Source organism: Pedobacter nototheniae, from assembly GCF_004335085.1.
In the GTDB taxonomy this organism is placed as follows: domain Bacteria; phylum Bacteroidota; class Bacteroidia; order Sphingobacteriales; family Sphingobacteriaceae; genus Pedobacter; species Pedobacter nototheniae.
On record NZ_RQRS01000027.1, the window covers coordinates 1 to 18,492 of the forward strand.

Annotated in this window: 10 protein-coding genes; 4 read left to right on the plus strand and 6 right to left on the minus strand. The window is 35.5% G+C overall.

Going from position 1 to position 18,492, the window contains the following annotated elements; translation table 11 throughout:
* Positions 1–719: 719 nt before the first annotated feature.
* The 3 genes from EHC72_RS19460 to EHC72_RS19470 all read right to left on the minus strand — a co-directional run bounded on the left by EHC72_RS19460 (position 720) and on the right by EHC72_RS19470 (position 6,426).
* Positions 720–2,024, minus strand: a complete 1,305-nt coding sequence (locus EHC72_RS19460; RefSeq protein WP_131539387.1) for a RagB/SusD family nutrient uptake outer membrane protein — start codon at positions 2,022–2,024, stop codon at positions 720–722.
* A 17-nt stretch (positions 2,025–2,041) separates the two neighbouring features.
* On the minus strand, positions 2,042–5,113 hold the full coding sequence (locus EHC72_RS19465) for a SusC/RagA family TonB-linked outer membrane protein (RefSeq protein ID WP_246029468.1): 3,072 nt from the start codon (positions 5,111–5,113) through the stop codon (positions 2,042–2,044).
* A 116-nt stretch (positions 5,114–5,229) separates the two neighbouring features.
* Positions 5,230–6,426 carry an anhydro-N-acetylmuramic acid kinase gene (locus EHC72_RS19470; RefSeq protein WP_131539389.1) on the minus strand — a complete coding sequence of 399 codons (1,197 nt, stop codon included), beginning with the start codon at positions 6,424–6,426 and terminating at the stop codon, positions 5,230–5,232.
* 155 nt (positions 6,427–6,581) lie between these two features.
* On the opposite strand from EHC72_RS19470, the gene nagB reads away from it, so the two are divergent.
* The 3 genes from nagB to EHC72_RS19485 all read left to right on the plus strand — a co-directional run bounded on the left by nagB (position 6,582) and on the right by EHC72_RS19485 (position 10,891).
* Positions 6,582–8,507 carry a glucosamine-6-phosphate deaminase gene (nagB, locus tag EHC72_RS19475; RefSeq protein WP_131539390.1) on the plus strand — a complete coding sequence of 642 codons (1,926 nt, stop codon included), beginning with the start codon at positions 6,582–6,584 and terminating at the stop codon, positions 8,505–8,507.
* Positions 8,508–8,697: 190 nt separating this feature from the next.
* Complete coding sequence (locus tag EHC72_RS19480; protein ID WP_131539391.1) at positions 8,698–9,840, plus strand: acyltransferase family protein; 1,143 nt, start codon at positions 8,698–8,700, stop codon at positions 9,838–9,840.
* A 31-nt stretch (positions 9,841–9,871) separates the two neighbouring features.
* On the plus strand, positions 9,872–10,891 hold the full coding sequence (locus tag EHC72_RS19485) for a LacI family DNA-binding transcriptional regulator (RefSeq protein ID WP_131539392.1): 1,020 nt from the start codon (positions 9,872–9,874) through the stop codon (positions 10,889–10,891).
* Here EHC72_RS19485 and EHC72_RS19490 read toward each other — a convergent pair whose 3' ends face one another.
* Positions 10,892–12,433, minus strand: coding sequence for a glycoside hydrolase family 10 protein (locus tag EHC72_RS19490; RefSeq protein WP_131539393.1), 1,542 nt, complete (start codon positions 12,431–12,433; stop codon positions 10,892–10,894).
* A gap of 208 nt (positions 12,434–12,641) precedes the next feature.
* Between EHC72_RS19490 and EHC72_RS19495 the strand changes: the two genes are divergently transcribed.
* Positions 12,642–13,544 (plus strand): hypothetical protein, encoded by a 903-nt coding sequence (locus EHC72_RS19495; RefSeq protein WP_131539394.1) that lies wholly within the window; start codon positions 12,642–12,644, stop codon positions 13,542–13,544.
* 113 nt (positions 13,545–13,657) lie between these two features.
* Here EHC72_RS19495 and EHC72_RS19500 read toward each other — a convergent pair whose 3' ends face one another.
* Both EHC72_RS19500 and fabD read right to left on the minus strand, forming a co-directional pair.
* A complete protein-coding gene (locus EHC72_RS19500; RefSeq protein WP_131539395.1) occupies positions 13,658–17,395 on the minus strand; it encodes a sensor histidine kinase in 3,738 nt (1,245 codons plus the stop codon).
* A gap of 170 nt (positions 17,396–17,565) precedes the next feature.
* The gene (gene fabD, locus EHC72_RS19505) at positions 17,566–18,447 is read right to left on the minus strand and encodes an ACP S-malonyltransferase (RefSeq protein ID WP_131539396.1); all 882 of its coding nucleotides are present in this window, start codon (positions 18,445–18,447) and stop codon (positions 17,566–17,568) included.
* Between the last annotated feature and the right edge of the window lie 45 nt (positions 18,448–18,492).

The window sequence follows — 18,492 nt, forward strand, 5'->3', positions numbered from 1 at the left end:
TAAGATTAAACACCAAAAAGTGGGAAATACCAAGGTCAATTATAACTATTTAATTCTGTAATAACACACAAAACCAATAATTATATTGCGCAGCCAGTATTTAAAAAACTACATCTTTCATTTTCAATCTTGCAAAGGCCTTGTATATTAAAAAACTGTTTAAATTTCAGTAAGCATTTTACTCCGTCACCCTGAATTTTTCAGTAGCAGTTATTGTTGCTTTTGTCTTCAAGAGGACTACGTCGTTTAGTTCAGGGTCTTTCAAGAGAGATTCTGAAACAGGTTCAGAAGGACAATCATTTTTTGACAAAATTTAAACCGTTTCTAAAAAGTATTTATAACCTGAGTTAGTATTTTGTATAAAAAATACTTTTGGGCTTTAGAATAACCACCCAATCCTTTGAAGGCATGAAGCCGCCTGACGGAGACAGGCAATCTTTATCGCTAGTAGACATGGCAAGACAATTCTTTTTCAGCTGCAGCGGGGCTTCTTTCTTTTTGGCATCAAAAGTGCCAGCTCGCAATTTTTCTTTTTAAGGCAGTAGGTGGGCTTGGGTTTTGCTTCCCGAATAATTGACCATGCCAGATTAAGCGGTAAACGAAGAAACAGTGGTTTGGATTTGTTAATGGGTTAGGCGAATCGTTAAATTTTAATTAAAACCAAGACTCAGATAATTATAAAAAAAGAGCGGCAAGTATGCCGCTCTTTTTTTCGTTTCCTAAAAAGTAGGATCTGCTGGTGTATTCGTATTGTTATCTCTTTCTGGAAATGGATATGGAAAGAAGTTTCTTTTACGGTCTGCCAATGGCTGATTAAACCTTCTCATATCTTCAATTTTTAAACCCGAAGCATAAAGTTCTATACAACGGTGTTTATAAATTAAATCTAAAAGTTGTTGTTGTGTAAATGTTCCTGTTAATGGAGGTAAATCTGCACCTAATCCATAAATAAAATCTGATGCTGGCGCTTTAGTAATAACTTTATTTAATTCAATTAAAGCATTTGGCAAATCCGGCTGTCTAGCCAACACTTCAGCTTTAATTAAGGTAATTTCTCCAGGTAAATAAATTGGAAAAGGACTCGTAGTAAGCGCAGCAAATCCTTTCATTCTTAGCGTTGCTATGGGCGAACCAAGCATTGTAGTATAAAAGGCAAGCCTTTTATCTGCAGCATCGGGTGCATAAATACCGTTTAAACCTAAATTTGCATTTAAAGGCTGAAAAACGTTATTAGAAGAAATTACGGTTGCTAAAGCATTTGGAGAAGTGGCATCAAACTTTAAAAATGAGGCTTTTGTTAAATCAACTAGGTTTGCTTCTGACAGCGCAAGTGTATAATTGCCCGAAAATAAGGCATAACGAGCTTTTAAAGCATGAATGGTATTTATGATATTTACATCAAGTGGTATATTATTTAAAAATGCCGCTGAAATTGGATTTGCTGATATTGTTGCTAGGGCATTATCCAATACTGCAATAGCTTTAGCAAAGGCTTCATTTCTGGTAATAAAAGGAACATTTGCACCCGTACCACTTGGTACTTTTTCCCAATACTGAGCCATATTTCCAATAGCAAGCGCTTTAAAGATACTGGAGTACGCAATTAAACCAGAGGCATAACCTTTATCGCCAAGTTTAGCCGCATTAGTGATTACCAGATCTGCATCATAAACGATCTTATTAGCACTAGTCCACAGGTTTAACAAAATGGTGTTTGTTCCATCAACTGCGGCGCCACCTGTACTCAATTGCAACTCTGGAACATTACCTGCATTTAATAACAATAATTCGTTTGTTACAAATCCATTTGCCGCAACAGAATTGTACATAATTCCAGTTCTGTTTAAAGAGTACACTCTTTGCAATCCAATTGAAATAGCTGTTAATCCTTGCTGTGAACTTAACGCCACATCTGTTTTCGCCCTTGATGGGTCAAGATATTCTTTTGTACAAGATGATACTAAAAGCATCATTGAAAAAGCAATACCTGATATATATTTTGAAGTTGTTCTTAAACTTTTCATGTTATTTTCTTTATCAATTAAAATTTAACCTGTAATCCCAAACTAAAAGTTCTTGGAATCGGAACCGAACCAAAATCAATGTTTCTAAGTAAAGTAGATTGTCCTCCTGAGTTTACTTCTGGATCATATCCTTTGTAATTATCCCAAGAAACCAAGTTTCTACCACTCAGTGTAACTGTTAAATCTCTAAGATATTTTACTTTACCAATATTATAGCTTAAAGAAACTTCTCTTAACTTAACGAAAGAGCCGTTATCAATTCTCCATTCTTCTACAGCATAAACGCCAGCAATATAACCTCTTGGTAGCTGACCTAAATCTTCTGCTTCGGCAACTTTACCATTACCAACCCCTTGTCTTGTTCTCCAATCGGCATTCCAAACATCACCACCTTGCACGGCGTCAAGCTGAACATGCAGATTAAACTTTTTATATGTAAAATCATTCACAAATGAGGCCGTATATTTTGGATTAGGATCGCCTAATACTTTACGTAAAGGTGTACCCGTTGGCATTCCATTTGCATCACGCAACGGCTTATATTCTAAAGTTGAGGTTTGAGTTCCTCTTTCAATTTGAGGAATACCTGCTGCATTAGTTAACAAACTTCCGTCAGCATTTCTAGCAAAAAAAGTTCCGTAGAAAACACCAATTGCTTCTCCATCAATTATGGCAACTGGCGCACCAGGATTAGTGGTAAATAATCTTAAACCGCCAACATTAAGGGCCTTATTTCTGTTTCTGTTAAATACTAATGAAGTATTCCAAGCGAAATTTTTGGCAGCAACAGGTTTACCTGATAAAACCAACTCAATACCTTTATTTCTTAGTGAACCAATGTTATCCAACAAACCTGAAAAACCTGTTGATGGCGCCGTAACACTTGCGATTAACAAATCACTAACTTTTTTATTATACCAGTTAAACTGAAGTCCTAGTCTATTATTAAAAAAAGACATGTCTGTTCCCAATTCTAATTCTCGTTGGCGCTCCGGCTTAACATTTTCATTAGCTAAAGTAGCACTCGAAAATAAAGAAGCTCTACCTAAAAAAGATTGGGTAGAATAACCATTAATACGATCATAAGCGCCAATTCCAGTTAAATTGCCAGATTCTCCATAGGCAGCTCTTAATTTAAAAGCGTTCCACCATGAAGATACACCAAGGTTTTTCCAGTAGTCAGCTGATGATAAAACATAACTGGCACTTCCTTTCAGGTATTCTTGTGTACGATTACTTGGACCAAATACAGAAGATTGATCTACTCTTAATGCTCCTGTTACGAACAAATGATCTTTATACTTAAAGTTTTGCTGAATGTAACCACCATTAACAGAAAGCTCTGTACGTCCATCAATACTTGGCAACTGTGTTGCTGCACCATTTACCGTTTCAATATAAGGAGCCAGACCTTTTCCGTTGATTAAGCCATACCTTGTTTTTTCATATTGAAATGAATAACCAACTTGCGTAGTGGATGAAATCAAATCAGATAGTTTTGCTTGATAGGTTGCATTAAACTCATTATTAAACATAAACGCATTGTTGGTTGCAGCACCTGCATAACCGTTTAAAGTTCCATCTAAACTGGCTCCGCCGCCATAAAAATCAGGGTTAACATTGTAAGCAAAAGGAGGAATATAAGTGGTACCATTCTGACTAGAATTATCAACACCCATTGTAAAATCTAAGGTTAAGTTTTTAACTGGAAATAACTTTAAATTGGCGTTAGCAATAATTCTATTGGTTTCTTGTTTTTGTTTAATATCTTCAATAACAGAAACTGGGTTAACTCTTCCACGTTCGCCGATGGCTAAAAGATTTCCATCAACATCTCTTGCAAAAATGTCGTGAAAGTTACCTATAATGGTTACTGAGTTCATCGGAGAAAAGAATGAGTTTCCATCCGGCTTTTCATTTGCCGCACTCCTCACATAATTTAGTCCTGCACTAAGCTTCGCCCATTCAGTAATTTTCTGATCTACATTTGCTCTGAAATTATATCTTGTAAAATCTGTGTTTTTTATAATCCCTTGATTACTGAAATAACCAGCTGAAGTATAAAACTTGGTGTTATCATTACCACCTGCAACTGAAATGGTATTATCAGTACCTACACCTGTTTGAAAAATATAATCCTGATAATTATATCTCGTTACGGCTGTGGTATTGGTCAACGTTGGCGTTAAAATATCTTGTGTTTGGGTATTTACCGAGCCGCCAAATTTTATGGGTGCCTGGTTTACTTCAATTTGTTTTCTTAATTCACTAATTGTTAAGCTAGTGCTTAAACTAACTTGAGGGACACCGCTTGAACCACGTTTTGTAAAAATTTGAATTACTCCAGAGTTGGCTCTCGAACCATAAATAGCCGCAGCAGCTGCGCCATTTAACACCTCAATGCGTTCAATATCTGCAGGATTAATATCAACCATTCTATTTTGTCCAATAGAACCCACTACGTTAGTACCATCATAATTACCTGAGGTATTTGTTACGCGTGTAGTTGAGTTATTTACAATTACGCCGTCAATGATATACAATGGTTCTGATGATGAATTAACAGAACTTATACCCCTTAATCTTACTGATAATCCTCCTGCAGGATCACCAGAGTTTTGGCTAATTTGAGCTCCGGCCGTTTTACCTTGTAAAGAAGACAACACATTTCCACTTGGTGCTTTATTTAAATCATCACCCTTTACAGTACTTACATAACTACCTAACTCTTTTCTGGTTGTTCCTTGTGAAGTACCCGTTACAATTACCTCATCCAAACCAACTGCGTCGCTTGTTAAATTTGCATTAAGCTTTACATCTGTACTCGCTCCTAAATCAACACTCTGCGTTACTGATTTATATCCTATAAAAGAAAATTGCAATTGATATTTACCTGGTGCCAAATCAACAGCAAAGGAATATGCTCCGTTTGTATTTGTACTGGTTGCCAGTGTTGTATTAAGAATTTTAACAACTACTCCAGGAATTGGAGCTCCTCCAGGAGATTCTACCGCTTTTCCACTAATGGTATAGCGTTTATTTTGTGCTTGCGCCTCTCCTGTAAATAAGAGCAACAGAAGTGGAATCATCAAAATTAGAAAAAAATTTGATGACCGTTTTAGGTAACATTTTTCCATAAAATTTAGGTTATATTAGTGATTAGGAATTAAGCAAATTTAATAAAATACAACACAAAGCAAATATTTTATTCGGGCAAACTTATTTTTCCCATACAAATTGAAGGTATTCCCCTTCGATTGCCAAAATTTATTGGGCTTCCACACAATGTTTCATTTGCTAAAACAGCAAATAAAACAGCTTCCTTTGCATCTGGGTTAATATTTAAATCGTTTGTATCTTTAAATTCAGATTGAGGCAACTGCTCCTGCAACAATTTAACAAGTAAAGGATTATGCATGCCACCACCACTCATATAAATTTTAAGTGCAGGCTTATTTCCAAAACAAGTTTGAAATTGTTTTACCATCGTTCTAGCAGAAAAATGGCATAAGGTTGCCATTACATCTTCGCCACTTAAATTTTCGGTTGATGATTTTTTTTGTGCTTCGGTTAAATAATCAAGGTTAAATAATTCTGGCCCCGTCGTTTTTGGAACCTCTAAATCAAAAAATGGATTTTGAATCAAGGCTGATAAAAGTTCTTTATTAAGTTTTCCCGCAAGTGCGATTTCAGCATTTTTATCGTAAAAACGATCAAAATATTTTTGAACATATTGATCCATTAATGTATTTCCTGGACCAACATCTGTAGAAAATATTTCACTCGCCTTTAAATTGCCTGGCAAATAAGTAAAATTAGAAATGCCTCCGATATTCAGCATAATTCGGTCTTCACCACTTTTAGAGAACATCAAATAATCTCCATAAACAGCCAGTGGAGCGCCATCACCGCCTGCAGCAATGTGCTTCTGTCTGAAATCAGACAGTGTTATAATTCCAGTTTTGACAGCTATATGATCCCCATCTCCAATTTGTAACGTACCATTTGGATAATCATTTAGCTGGTGTAAAGATTTTGGTGCATGAAAAATCGTCTGCCCATGACTGGCAATAAAGTCAATATCCGAATTTTTATAACCCCACTCCTTTAAAGCTTCATTAATTAGTGATGCATGAGTAATGGCAACCAGTTCATTCATTAAACAAACCAGCTGTAAATCGACCTCTTTTTTTGAAAAAACTGCTTTCACTTTTGCCCTAAAATCATCAGTATAATTTCCAGTTTTAAAGTTCAGCACCTTAATATCGGTATCTAAACCATTATTTTTTACAGAGCAAAGCGCAATGTCAAGGCCATCCATTGAGGTACCAGACATTAATCCAATAATCAACCTTTCTTCTTTTTTTACTTTTTCGTATAGATTTTGTATTTGGTTGTTCATAGGAGTCAAGTTTTTTGGAAAACGATCAAACGTTTGTTTATTATGGCAAATTGATTTTTATAGGATTACCGCAATAAAAGTAAAAAACCTTTATTAAAAACGGCACATAACTACTATATTTACTGCTCCGTACATCAAAAACCATATAAAATAAAATGGCTAGATTAAATCTACTGGAGGAAACGCGCTTCGAGAAATTGCCCGTTAGCGTATTCGAAAATCCAAAAATTGCTTCTGTTAATGTGGCTCATCGCATAGCGAACCTCATTAAAACTAAACAAGCAAACAACGCACCTGCCGTACTGGGCTTAGCAACAGGTGTTACCCCAATTGCAGTTTATGCTGAATTAGTAAGATTGCACAAAGAAGAGGGTTTAAGTTTTAAAAACGTAATTACTTTCAATTTGGATGAGTATTATCCAATGCAGCCTAATGCGGCGCAGAGTTACGTTACATTTATGAACGAAAATCTTTTCGATCATATCGATATTGATAAAAACAATGTTCATATTCCTGATGGCACACTAGCCCTTGAGGATATTCCGGCATTCTGCTTGGATTATGAGAAGAAAATTGGTGATTTAGGTGGCCTTGATATTCAAATTTTAGGTATCGGTCGTACTGGTCACATCGGTTTTAACGAGCCGGGATCTGCTCCAAACTCAGGTACACGCTTAGTTACTTTAGATGATTTAACCCGTCGTGATGCCGCTCGGGATTTTGGTGGGAAATCTTTTGTACCTACAAAAGCAATTACCATGGGTATTGGAACAATTTTCAAAGCCCGCGAAATTATTTTAATGGCTTGGAGCAGAAAGAAAGCTTCGATCATTAAAAAAGCGGTTGAAGGTGAAATATCAGGCGAAGTTCCTGCTACTTATCTTCAGCTTTCTGACAATGTTGAATTTATTTTAGATCAGCCTGCTGCAACAGATCTTACCCGTTTTAATACGCCTTGGTTGGTTAAAGATTGTGTTTGGACGGATGCCTTAATTCGTAAAGCGGTAATTTGGTTGGCAAATACATTAAAAAAACCAATCTTAAAATTAACTGAAGACGATTATAATAACAATGGCATGGCGCAACTGGCTACCGAAAAAGGACCAGTTTACAACATAAACATTCATATTTTTAACAAATTACAGCATACAATCACAGGTTGGCCAGGTGGTAAACCTAATGCTGATGATTCTCAAAGACCTGAAAGGGCTGAGCCAGCAAAAAAACGTGTTATCATTTTCTCTCCACATCCTGATGATGATGTAATTTCAATGGGTGGAACATTTATCCGTTTGGTTGATCAGAAACATGATGTTCATGTAGCTTATCAAACTTCAGGAAATACAGCCGTTTGGGATGATGATGCTTTACGTTTTGTTGAGTTTAACGTAGATTTTACTGAGAAAATGGGTATGGATAACAGCAAATTAAAAGAGCTTTATCAAAACATGCGTACTTTTATTGAGCATAAAAAACCAAACCAGGTTGATACTCCAGAAATTCAAACTGTTAAAGGCTTGATTAGAAAAGGCGAGGCAATTGCAGGCGCACGTTATTGCGGATTGGAAGATGACCACATCCATTTTCAAGCGCTTCCTTTTTATGAAAGTGGAAAAAATCAAAAAAATCCGGTTACTGATGCCGATATCGAATTAACAATTGATCTTTTACAGAAAGTAAAACCACAACAGGTTTTTGCGGCAGGAGATTTTGAAGATCCACATGGAACACATATCGTTTGTTTCAACATTATTTTAGCTGCCTTAACTCGTTTACGTAAAACCGAAGATTGGGCTAAAGATTGCTGGTTATGGATGTACCGTGGCGCATGGCATGAGTTTGAAACACACGAAATTGAAATGGCTGTTCCAATTAGTCCGCAAGAATTAGAGCGCAAAAAATATGCAATCTTTAAACACCAAAGTCAAAAAGATAGAGCGGTTTTCCCTGGGGATGACGCCCGTGAATTTTGGCAACGCGCTGAAGATCGTAATAGAGATACCGCAAAAGCTTATGACGATTTAGGCCTAGCTGAGTATGAAGCAATGGAAGCTTTTGTTCGCTGGAAATTTCAGGACTAAAATTCATTAGCAATATTATTAAAGCCTGTTTTGTTTAAACAAAACAGGCTTTTTCTTTTAAATCCCTCCTCTATTAATATTTAAACCCTCAAAAAACTTACACAGACTATTAGATATGGAGGGCTATTTATTTCAGTTTATAAGAACAATATTCTAATTTAGTTCACCAATAACCAAAACATCCCTCAAAATGACCGAACCAAAACAACGTTTGCTTTCTCTGGATTTTTTTAGAGGACTAACTGTCGCTGCCATGATTTTAGTGAATAATCCGGGCAGTTGGGGCCATATTTATGCCCCTTTGGAACATGCAGAATGGAATGGCTGTACGCCAACTGATTTAATTTTTCCCTTTTTCCTCTGGATTGTTGGGGTATCTATCGCTTTTGCCATGAGCGGTAGTAAAGCTAATCCTGAAACGCATAAAAAAACAATTTTAAAAGCAATAAAAAGAGGCCTCACTCTTTATTTTCTAGGGTTTTTCCTCGCCATATTTGGCAAATTGGTAACCGATTATTCTACTGCCTTTCAAACCGTTAGATTACTAGGCGTATTGCAACGCATCGGGATTGTATTTATCATTAGCAGCATTATTTTTATCAAAGCATCTCCTAAAGTAATCTTCAAAACCTTAATTGTAATATTAGCAGTTTATTGGGCATTAATGACTTTTGTTCCTGTACCGGGAATAGGTTATGCAAACCTTGAAAAGGAAACCAGTTTAGCAGCATGGGTTGATAGAGGTATTTTAACTGAAGCACACACTTGGGCATCATCAAAAACCTGGGATCCTGAGGGAATTCTAAGTACAATACCTGCAATAGGTACTTGCCTATTCGGAATTTTGGTTGGCATATGGATGCGACGAAAAGATATAGATAACCCTACAAAAGTGGCTTGGTTATTTACAGTGGGCATATTAACAATCGTGGCTGGCTTATTATGGGATTTACAATTCCCGATAAATAAATCGTTATGGACCAGTTCTTATGTGCTCTACGCTGGTGGATTAGCATCAGTTGCGCTTGCATTATGCTACTGGATTATAGATGTACAGGGCTTTAAAAAATTTACAACGCCATTTGTAATTTATGGGGTAAATGCCATAACTGTATTCTTCCTTTCAGGCTTTATACCACGCCTACTCAACTTTATTTTAATTACTAAACCAGATGGCAAGAAAATTGGTCTGTTGGCTTACGCTTACAACACTTACTATGCGCCTCATTTTTCCCCAATAAATGCTTCGTTAATGTGGGCAATTAGTTTTGTGCTTGTTTTTTATGTTCTCCTTTGGTTTATGTACAAAAAGAACATTATTATTAAAGTATAAGTTCTAAATTGTCAGCTGAATTAAGGAAAGAGTGAGAAAAAAAACGACTATATACGACATTGCCCAAGAACTTAATGTAACGGTTTCTACAGTTTCAAGAGCATTAAGCGGTTTCCCTGCTATAAGCGATGCCACAAGAAAAGCAGTATTAGAAGTTGCTAAAAAGCTAAACTACAGTCCAAACAAGTTAGCCTCGGCATTAAAATCAGGTAAAACGTATATTATTGGCGTTATTGTACCCAGCGTACAGGCGCATTTCTTTGCTTCTGTTATTCACAGTATAGAAGAAGGCTTAAAAAACAGTGGTTACCGCATTATTCTGTATCAATCTAACGAATCAGTTGATAATGAAATTAATGGAGTAAAAACCTTACTCGAAGCTCAAGTTGATGGAATAATCGCCTCACTATCTTTGGAAACAAGTACTTTCGGCCATTTTAATGAGGTTATTGAACAAAACAAACCTTTAATTTTATTTGATCGGGTGCACCAAAGTTTAAATGTGCCCACAGTTACGCTTAATGATTTTGAAGCTGGCTATATGGCTACAGAGCATTTGATAAACCAAGGCTATAAAAAAATTGGTTTTATAACGACTCAACATCAAATTAAGATTTTCGACGATCGTTTTAAAGGATATAAAAGCGCATTATTAAAGCATAAATTAACTTTTTTAGAAGACCATGTAATTTATGGTGACTTATCAATTTTTGGCGGACAAAAAGGTGCGGAAAAGTTAATGTCAAACAAGAAAAAGCCTGATGCCATTATCGCTGGAGATGATTTCACGGCTTTAGGCGTGGTAAAAAAATTAAAGGAATTAGGCAAAACTCCGCCACAAGTTGGTGTAATTGGTTTTGCCAACGAAACCTTTTCAGATTATATCAGCCCTTCTCTTTCCACAATAGATCAGCATCCTAATAAAATGGGATCAGCCTGTGCTGAAATGTTCTTAAAGATGATTAAGCATGAAAATCCTTACCAAAATACAGATCACGTTGTATTAAGTCCAACATTGGTGGCCAGAGAATCGACTTTAAACTTAAAATAATTATTTAGCTAGCGGCACTTCTATACCAACGGGGCCGCTCGGTTCGCTCTCATTTTTCAATCTATCAAGTGCAGTAACCAGATAGCTATATCTTTTTCCAGCCTCAACACTAGTATCAATAAAAGAAGTATAATCTTCGAAACTGATTTTTAAGATATTTTTAGGGTCAATTATCGAGATTTTTTCGCCTTCGCTAAACCTATAAATCACAAAGCCAGAAGATGTTTCACCATCGCTAGCTTTAGCAGGATTTTGCCACTTTAGATGTACACCATCCTTTAGTGCCTCAACAATTAGTGCCTGTGGCGAGTTGGGTGGCACTTCATCCAGCCAAGGCATTTGTGGTGGTAAAGCCGGATATTTGTAAAAGTCATTTCTTAAAGAATCACCTAAAGCTTTTGCAACGGTACTCAATGATTTGGAAGAAAAGAAAACACTTCCTTGCAGCCGATTATTTTCTCTGATATACCTAATTTGATTCGGAATTTCGGATGGATTTCTCCATGCAAGTTCTGCCCTTGAATTTACAAGATAAGCGCCCTGCCCAACATAAACATGCCTGCCATAACTGTTGTTGCTCCACCAATCTGCTAAAACTCCAAATGGGGCAACTTTACGTGTAAACGTAAAATATATTTGCGGATTAATATAATCAACCCAACCTTCTTTAATCCATTTTCTACTATCAGCAAAAAGTTCAGCATAATTAGAAAGTCCACTACTAGCAGATCCTTCCGGATCTTCATATTTGTTTCTCCAAATGCCAAAAGGACTAATTCCAAATTTTACATATTTTTTATAGTGGTGAATGCTATCGTCAAGCATCTTAATTAGTAAATCGACATTATTTCTTCGCCAATCCTTAATATTCGAAAACCCATTAGGATATTTGTAAAAAGTGTTTCCGTCATTTATTGTTTGTCCTTCGATTTTATAGGGATAGAAATAATCATCAAAATGAATTCCATCCACATCATATTCTTTCACTACATCTAAAATAACCTGTACAATGTATTCTCTAACTTCTGGAATGCCGGGATCAAATTGCTTTTTACCACCGTATATAAAAAACCAATCAGGGTGCTTTTTTGCGGCATGCATTTCACTTAAAACAGTTGTGCTGCTCATACTACCGCGGTATGGATTAAACCATGCATGTAGTTCCATCCCTCTAAAATGAGCCTCTTTAATTGCAAAAGCTAATGGATCATAGCCAGGTGCAGGCGCAAGCCCCTGCTTGCCCATTAACCATTGGCTCCATGGCTCTCTTGATTTTGCATACAAAGCATCTCCGGCCGGACGTATTTGTAAAATAATAGCATTAAAGCCCTGGCTCTTATGTTTTTCGAGTATGCCAATCAATTCTTGTTTTTGCTGATCTACAGTTAAACCCGGCTTAGATGGCCAATCGATATTTGTAACGGTGGCTACCCAAACCCCTCTAAATTCTCTTTTTGGTGCAATTTTTGTTAGTGGTTGTGCATTTAGTATATAAGGTGCTATAATTAAAGTTAAAATTGCGTATAGAAAGTTTTTAAGCATTATTTTTCTCTGTTTTTTTTATTGAGGGCGCAGGTTTGTGTTATTTACCATACAATAGGAACATCAGCAAGTAAACGATTTTTTTTAAAAACTCATATAATTATTAGTAAAAATTTTAATTTACGCTCTATTATAGCTCTACGTGTGTTGCCATTTACCTATGAAGATACAAAGTATATTAAATTAGAAATACAGAGCACAATTAAAAATGGACCCAAAAATTGTTAATAAAGGTGATAGAAATAAAATTTACCTCCTTATTATTGTTATCGCAGCCTTAATTGGCACAAACGCTTATTTGTTTTTTAAGGATAAACAACAAAGCAAAAGATTTGTAACTGTTAGCACCGAAAAGGATAAACTTCGCCTAGAGGTTGAAAAAATAGAGGTTGAACTAGACAAAGTAAATGCTTTAAATCTTAATTTGAATGAAAAGCTAGTTGAAAGTGAAAAGGCTGCTCGAGAGAAAATTGCCGCGTTAAAGGTAGCTTTACAAAAAGGCGAAATGACACAAGTACAACTTGATAAAGCTTACGCCCAAATTAATGAGCTTAAAGGCTTCGTAAAAACCTACAACGAACAAATTATTCAGCTTCAAAAAGATAATATCTTTTTAAAGAATAGTCGAGATAGCCTTGCAAATGCAGTAAAAACTATAAGAAATAAGGCTTCAAATCTTGAAAATGAGAACTCTAATCTAAACGCCAAGGTAAAAACTGCTTCTGCATTGAAGCTTCAAAATGCAGAGGTGATTGCTTTTAGAACAAAATCCAGTGGTAAAAAAGTTGACGTTACCAAATCTTCAAGTGCAGAAAAGCTGAGTGTTCGTTTTAATATTATCCCTAATGAACTGGCAGAAAAAGGCCATCATAATATTTACATTAGAGTATTTGACCCTGCCGGAAATCTTATAGCAAACGAGGGTAATCGTTTTGAAGCTGATGGACAGGAAATGCAATTCAGCCACTCCATTTTTATAAACTACAATAATGATGACAGCACTTATGTAGTTGATTGGAAAAACCCAAATCCTTTTATTAAAGGTATCTATACCGTTATTTTATATGCTGATGGCAGCACAATGGGCAAAGCTCAAATAGATTTAAGATAATCTTCCCACTTTCCTTTTCATCCCAAATCTCCAATTCCCAAAACCCTTTATATCCTGGTTTAACCATTAAAGAATTTTTCTTGAAGCATATGGCTATGCAATAATATTAAAGCTTACTTAGCCAAAGGGAAGCTTAAATAAAATGTTGTACCCACTTCTGATATTGAAGTAAAACTAATTGTACCGCCTGCGTTTCCAACTGCCTGTTTTACAAAAGCTAATCCCAATCCAGTACCTGATGTTTTGGTTGTAAAATTAGGCACAAATATTTTATCATGTAAAGAGGCAGGGATTCCTTTGCCATCATCCTTTATTTCAATATAAGCATTGCTTTCATCGTTATATAAAACTGTGGTTATGCAACAAGATCCGTCGCCATCAATAGCTTCAATAGCATTTTTAAATAAGTTGTTAAACGTACGCAGAAGCTGATCTCTATCTGCCATAATCTGCACATTAAGATCCGCTTTATTCAATACATTGATCTCAATATTTTCCGTGCTTTTAAATACTTCCCGGGTTTGCTCTATTATAGGCAAAATAGAAAGTTTCTCCAGATTTGTATCAGGCATTTTAGCAAAATTTGAAAATTCTGAAGCAATTTTTGAAAGGCTATCTATTTGTTCAATAAAGGACTTGCTGAACTTATTAAATTTAATCTCAAAATTAGGATCCTTTTCTCTCCATGATTTTTCTAACAGCTGCACTCCAAGTTTTAAAGGTGTTAAAGGGTTTTTAATCTCATGTGCAACCTGCTTTGCCATTTCACGCCATGCACTTTCCCGCTCAGATCGTGCAAGCTTAATTGCACTAGCCTCCAGTGCAGCAATCATACTGTTATACTCTTTTATCAACGATCCAATCTCATCGTGCCTGCGCCAAACGATAGGTTCATTTCGTTGCCCTATTTTTGTTCTGCTAATACTTTCCTGTATAAACGTTAGCGGATTTGTTATTTGATTGGCTAAAAACACCGCTAATACCCCAATAGCCACAAATACCAGTGCATAAATATTAATCAGGTTACTTACAAAAAGCGCAATTTTATCTTTGTACTCTTCCTCATTCGAATAATTTGGTAATCCAATATAGGCAATCGTTTTACTCTGTGCGTTTCGTATTGGCGCATAAGCAGCTGCATAAATTAAGGAACCAATTTTTTCTTCTCCATTAATAAACTCTGATCGCTGCAATTCTTTTAAATAAATGTATGCTAATGGCGCAATTTTTCTGCTTATTATTTTGCTTGAAAAAAGCTTTGGATACGTTGTCATAATCAGATTTCCGTCCAAGTCATAAAGATTTAAATCTGCATTATTGATGTCAGCAAAATTATTAAAATCAGCTATTGCATTTTCATCATTATTAATAACGCCATGGTTAAAAACCTGCTTTTCATAATTTTGCTGCACCTTTCTAATCTTATCTTTAATTAGGAGATCTTGTTGACTTCTATATTCCTTATCCATATAGAAATAGGTTGTCCACCCAACAATAAGCAAAGTAGCCACAACTGAAAGCACAATAGATAACTGAATACGTGTTTTATAAAGGATTTTATTGGCATTAATCATCAGTGATCTATTAATACTAAACCACCCAACTTTATCGTCATCCAGGTTTTTGATTAACCAAATTAAGCCATATAAAACAATAGAGAATACAATAAACGTTAGAAAAAAGAAAGATAAAGCGGCTAGGCGTTCCACATAAGTTATCTTTTCTTTACTGATGATAACCATTTTAGTTGGCGTTGGCATATAGATCATATGGCTATACCTTAAAATTTTATCATCATTAGTTACAAAATCATCCAATCTACCTTTAAAAATGCGTCCATCCAACGGGTAAGTAAAGTTTCCGGTTTGGTTGATTAACTTGTTGTTATTGTACAGGGCGAACGAATAATCTTTAAAGTTTTCTTCACGCATTAATCGTTGATCGCCTAAAAGATCGGGTAAGCGGTTATTATAGTTATATGGTTTTGAACGAAGTTCGATTATAAAAGTTCCTAATAAATTGCCTTTATCCAGTACTGGTATAATTCCAAAATAATCCTGATAGCCGAAAGTGTTATTAACTTGATAGAAATAATTTGAACGTTCAATTTTAACCGAACCAAATTCTACAAGCGTTTTATATTTGGAAATAAGTGGTTGTGCTTCGGGATTATTAAGTGATTTTTCGCCTTCATCATACGGATAAATTTGGTAATCATACTTTGCTAAATAGCCATCTAAATAATTTTTAAAATGGTTTTTTAATACCGCGTAATTATTGCCCTCCGCTTTGGTAAAATATTTAACTAAATATGGATCACTAATAATCTGTTGCTCCAAATTACCCAAGGCAATTATCGCGTTTGGATCTTCTGATGATTGTACTTTACGTGCAAAGGTTTCGCGAAAGCTACGCTCCTTAATGTCTTTGTATTTAATATATTTTATGGAAGTATTAAAGGCCAGACAGAAAAAAACAACAGCAAAAAGACCAGTCGAAAAGTAAACCTTTTTCACGTAAACACTTCTGGTTACGATAAAAAGTACGAGTGCAAAAATGATAAAGAAAGCGGTAAAATCTGTGATGCATTTGTAAAGAAACATCAGCAAAAAACCTGTTAAAAAGATGATTAGCCGCTCTTTGTTCGTTACATTTAATTGTAAACTTACCGTACACGAAATAATAGTGACCAAATAAATGTGAAACCAAACGAGGCACAAAATCACAATACTAACCCAACTGGTACCACTTAGTTTTAAAATATTAATGATTTCAAAGTTGATTTTCGAATTGTAAATCAAGCCAAAGAAAACATCATCAACAACGAGGGCCATGTAGCCAATTAGAAGCAAAAACACTACATGAATAACAATACCCGCTACTTTACTTCTCCTTAACCAACCACTAAACTTATACTCAGCCCTATGGTTGTACATAAATAATAGCACCCACGTTAATGAAAGTACATTTAATAAAAAGTCTCCTAAAGAAGGCATTAACCAACTTTCAGAATAAATTCTTGGATCAAAAAGTTCAAGCGCAAACCGATGGTTAAACCATCCATAATATAAATCGCTCAAACGGGTTGCAAAGAAAAAAAACGAAAGTAGAAATGTTGCTAAAAGAAGGTAACCGCGTTTGGCAATTAACGAGCAAAGCGAATTAAAAAACATGCAGATGCACAACAGCCCAAGTAGAAAAAACCAAAGTTGTACCCCCGAGTAGTATTTTTCTGCATAGCCAGGCTTAATTTTTAATCCAAAAAGAAACTTATTGTCAATACTTTTTATTGCATAAATATCTTTATCATTAAAGCTTGCCAGCGTAAGTTTATTAGATCCTGATAGTAACGGATCTATATCGTTTTTAAAATATTGATTTTCTTTTACCTGAAATTGGGATTGAACGGTAATTAAAAAGATTAAGTCAAACTCGCCACTTGTACTTTTTATAACATCGTACCAGCCATTTGATAAAAATAAAACTGAATGACCTTCTTTTACGGCTGACGGATCAAGATCAGAAACCTTATTTGTACTCCAAAACTTAAGCTGATTATTTTGATAGGTTAATAGGTTAATCCCTAATTTCTTTCTGTAAACTTCTATAAAGTTGAGTGCCTTGGCCGGATCGAAATGAAATTTTTTGGCGTTTTCTATATTGGTTTTATTAGCCAAAAAATTTTGAACGGTTTTTTCACTAATCAATAACTTTTCTTGAATTTCTTTTGAATCTCGTTCTAAAATTTCCGATTTGGTTGTAAACCTGCTTAATGATATAGATGTTGCTATCAGGCAAAAGCCTAAAACAAGCAGTAGAAATCTGATTTTTACGCCAAAGGTTAATTTCATCTATGCGGATAAAGGTATTAATTATTGATAAAAAAAGGGTGTTTAAAAGTATAACTATCTGACCAAATTATATCTCATTTTCCATGTGCAAAAACTATGCTACATAATCAAAATAGAAATATGTTTGGAGAGTTTACTTTTAAACACCCTCTGTTAAGTAGTATTTGTGCTTAAGCTATAGTTGCGCTGCTCGTTTGAACCTCGCGACTCACTTTTTTCACTAATCCTTGTAAAACATTACCTGGCCCAACCTCTACAAATTCTGTAGCGCCATCTGCAATCATGTTTTCTGATGTTTGAGTCCACCTTACAGCACCAGTTAACTGTTTAATTAAATTTTCTTTAATCTGAGCTGGATCAGTATAAGGCTTAGCATCAACATTTTGATAAACAGGACATACCGGAGTATTTACTATTGTATTTTCAATAGCGGCTTGCAATTCAATTTTTGCGGGTTCCATTAAAGGAGAGTGGAAAGCACCACCAACATTTAATTTTAATGCTCTTTTTGCTCCTGCCTCGGTTAATTTAGCACAAGCCAAATCAATGCCTTCTATACTTCCTGAAATAACAAGCTGCCCTGGGCAATTGTAGTTTGCAGGAACAACAACAGCATCAATTTCTGAACAAATTTTCTCTACAACATCATCGGCTAAGCCTAAAATTGCAGCCATAGTTGATGGTTGTGCTTCGCAAGCTTTTTGCATTGCATTTGCACGTGCAATTACCAACTTTAATCCATCCTCAAATGTTAATGCATTTGCTGCTACCAAAGCAGAAAACTCACCCAAAGAGTGACCAGCAACCATATCAGGCTTAAAGTTATCACCTAAAACTTTAGCTAAAATAACTGAATGCAAGAAAATTGCAGGTTGAGTTACATTTGTTTGCTTAAGCTCTTCATCGGTACCGCCAAACATAATGTCGCTGATGCGGAAACCAATAATTTCATTTGCTTTTTCAAAAAGTTCTGCAGCTTTTGGATTTTCATAAAGGTCTTTCCCCATGCCAACAAACTGCGCTCCCTGTCCGGGAAAAATATATGCTTTCATACGCTCAAATCCCTAAAAGGGAAATTTATACTTAGTTAAAATATC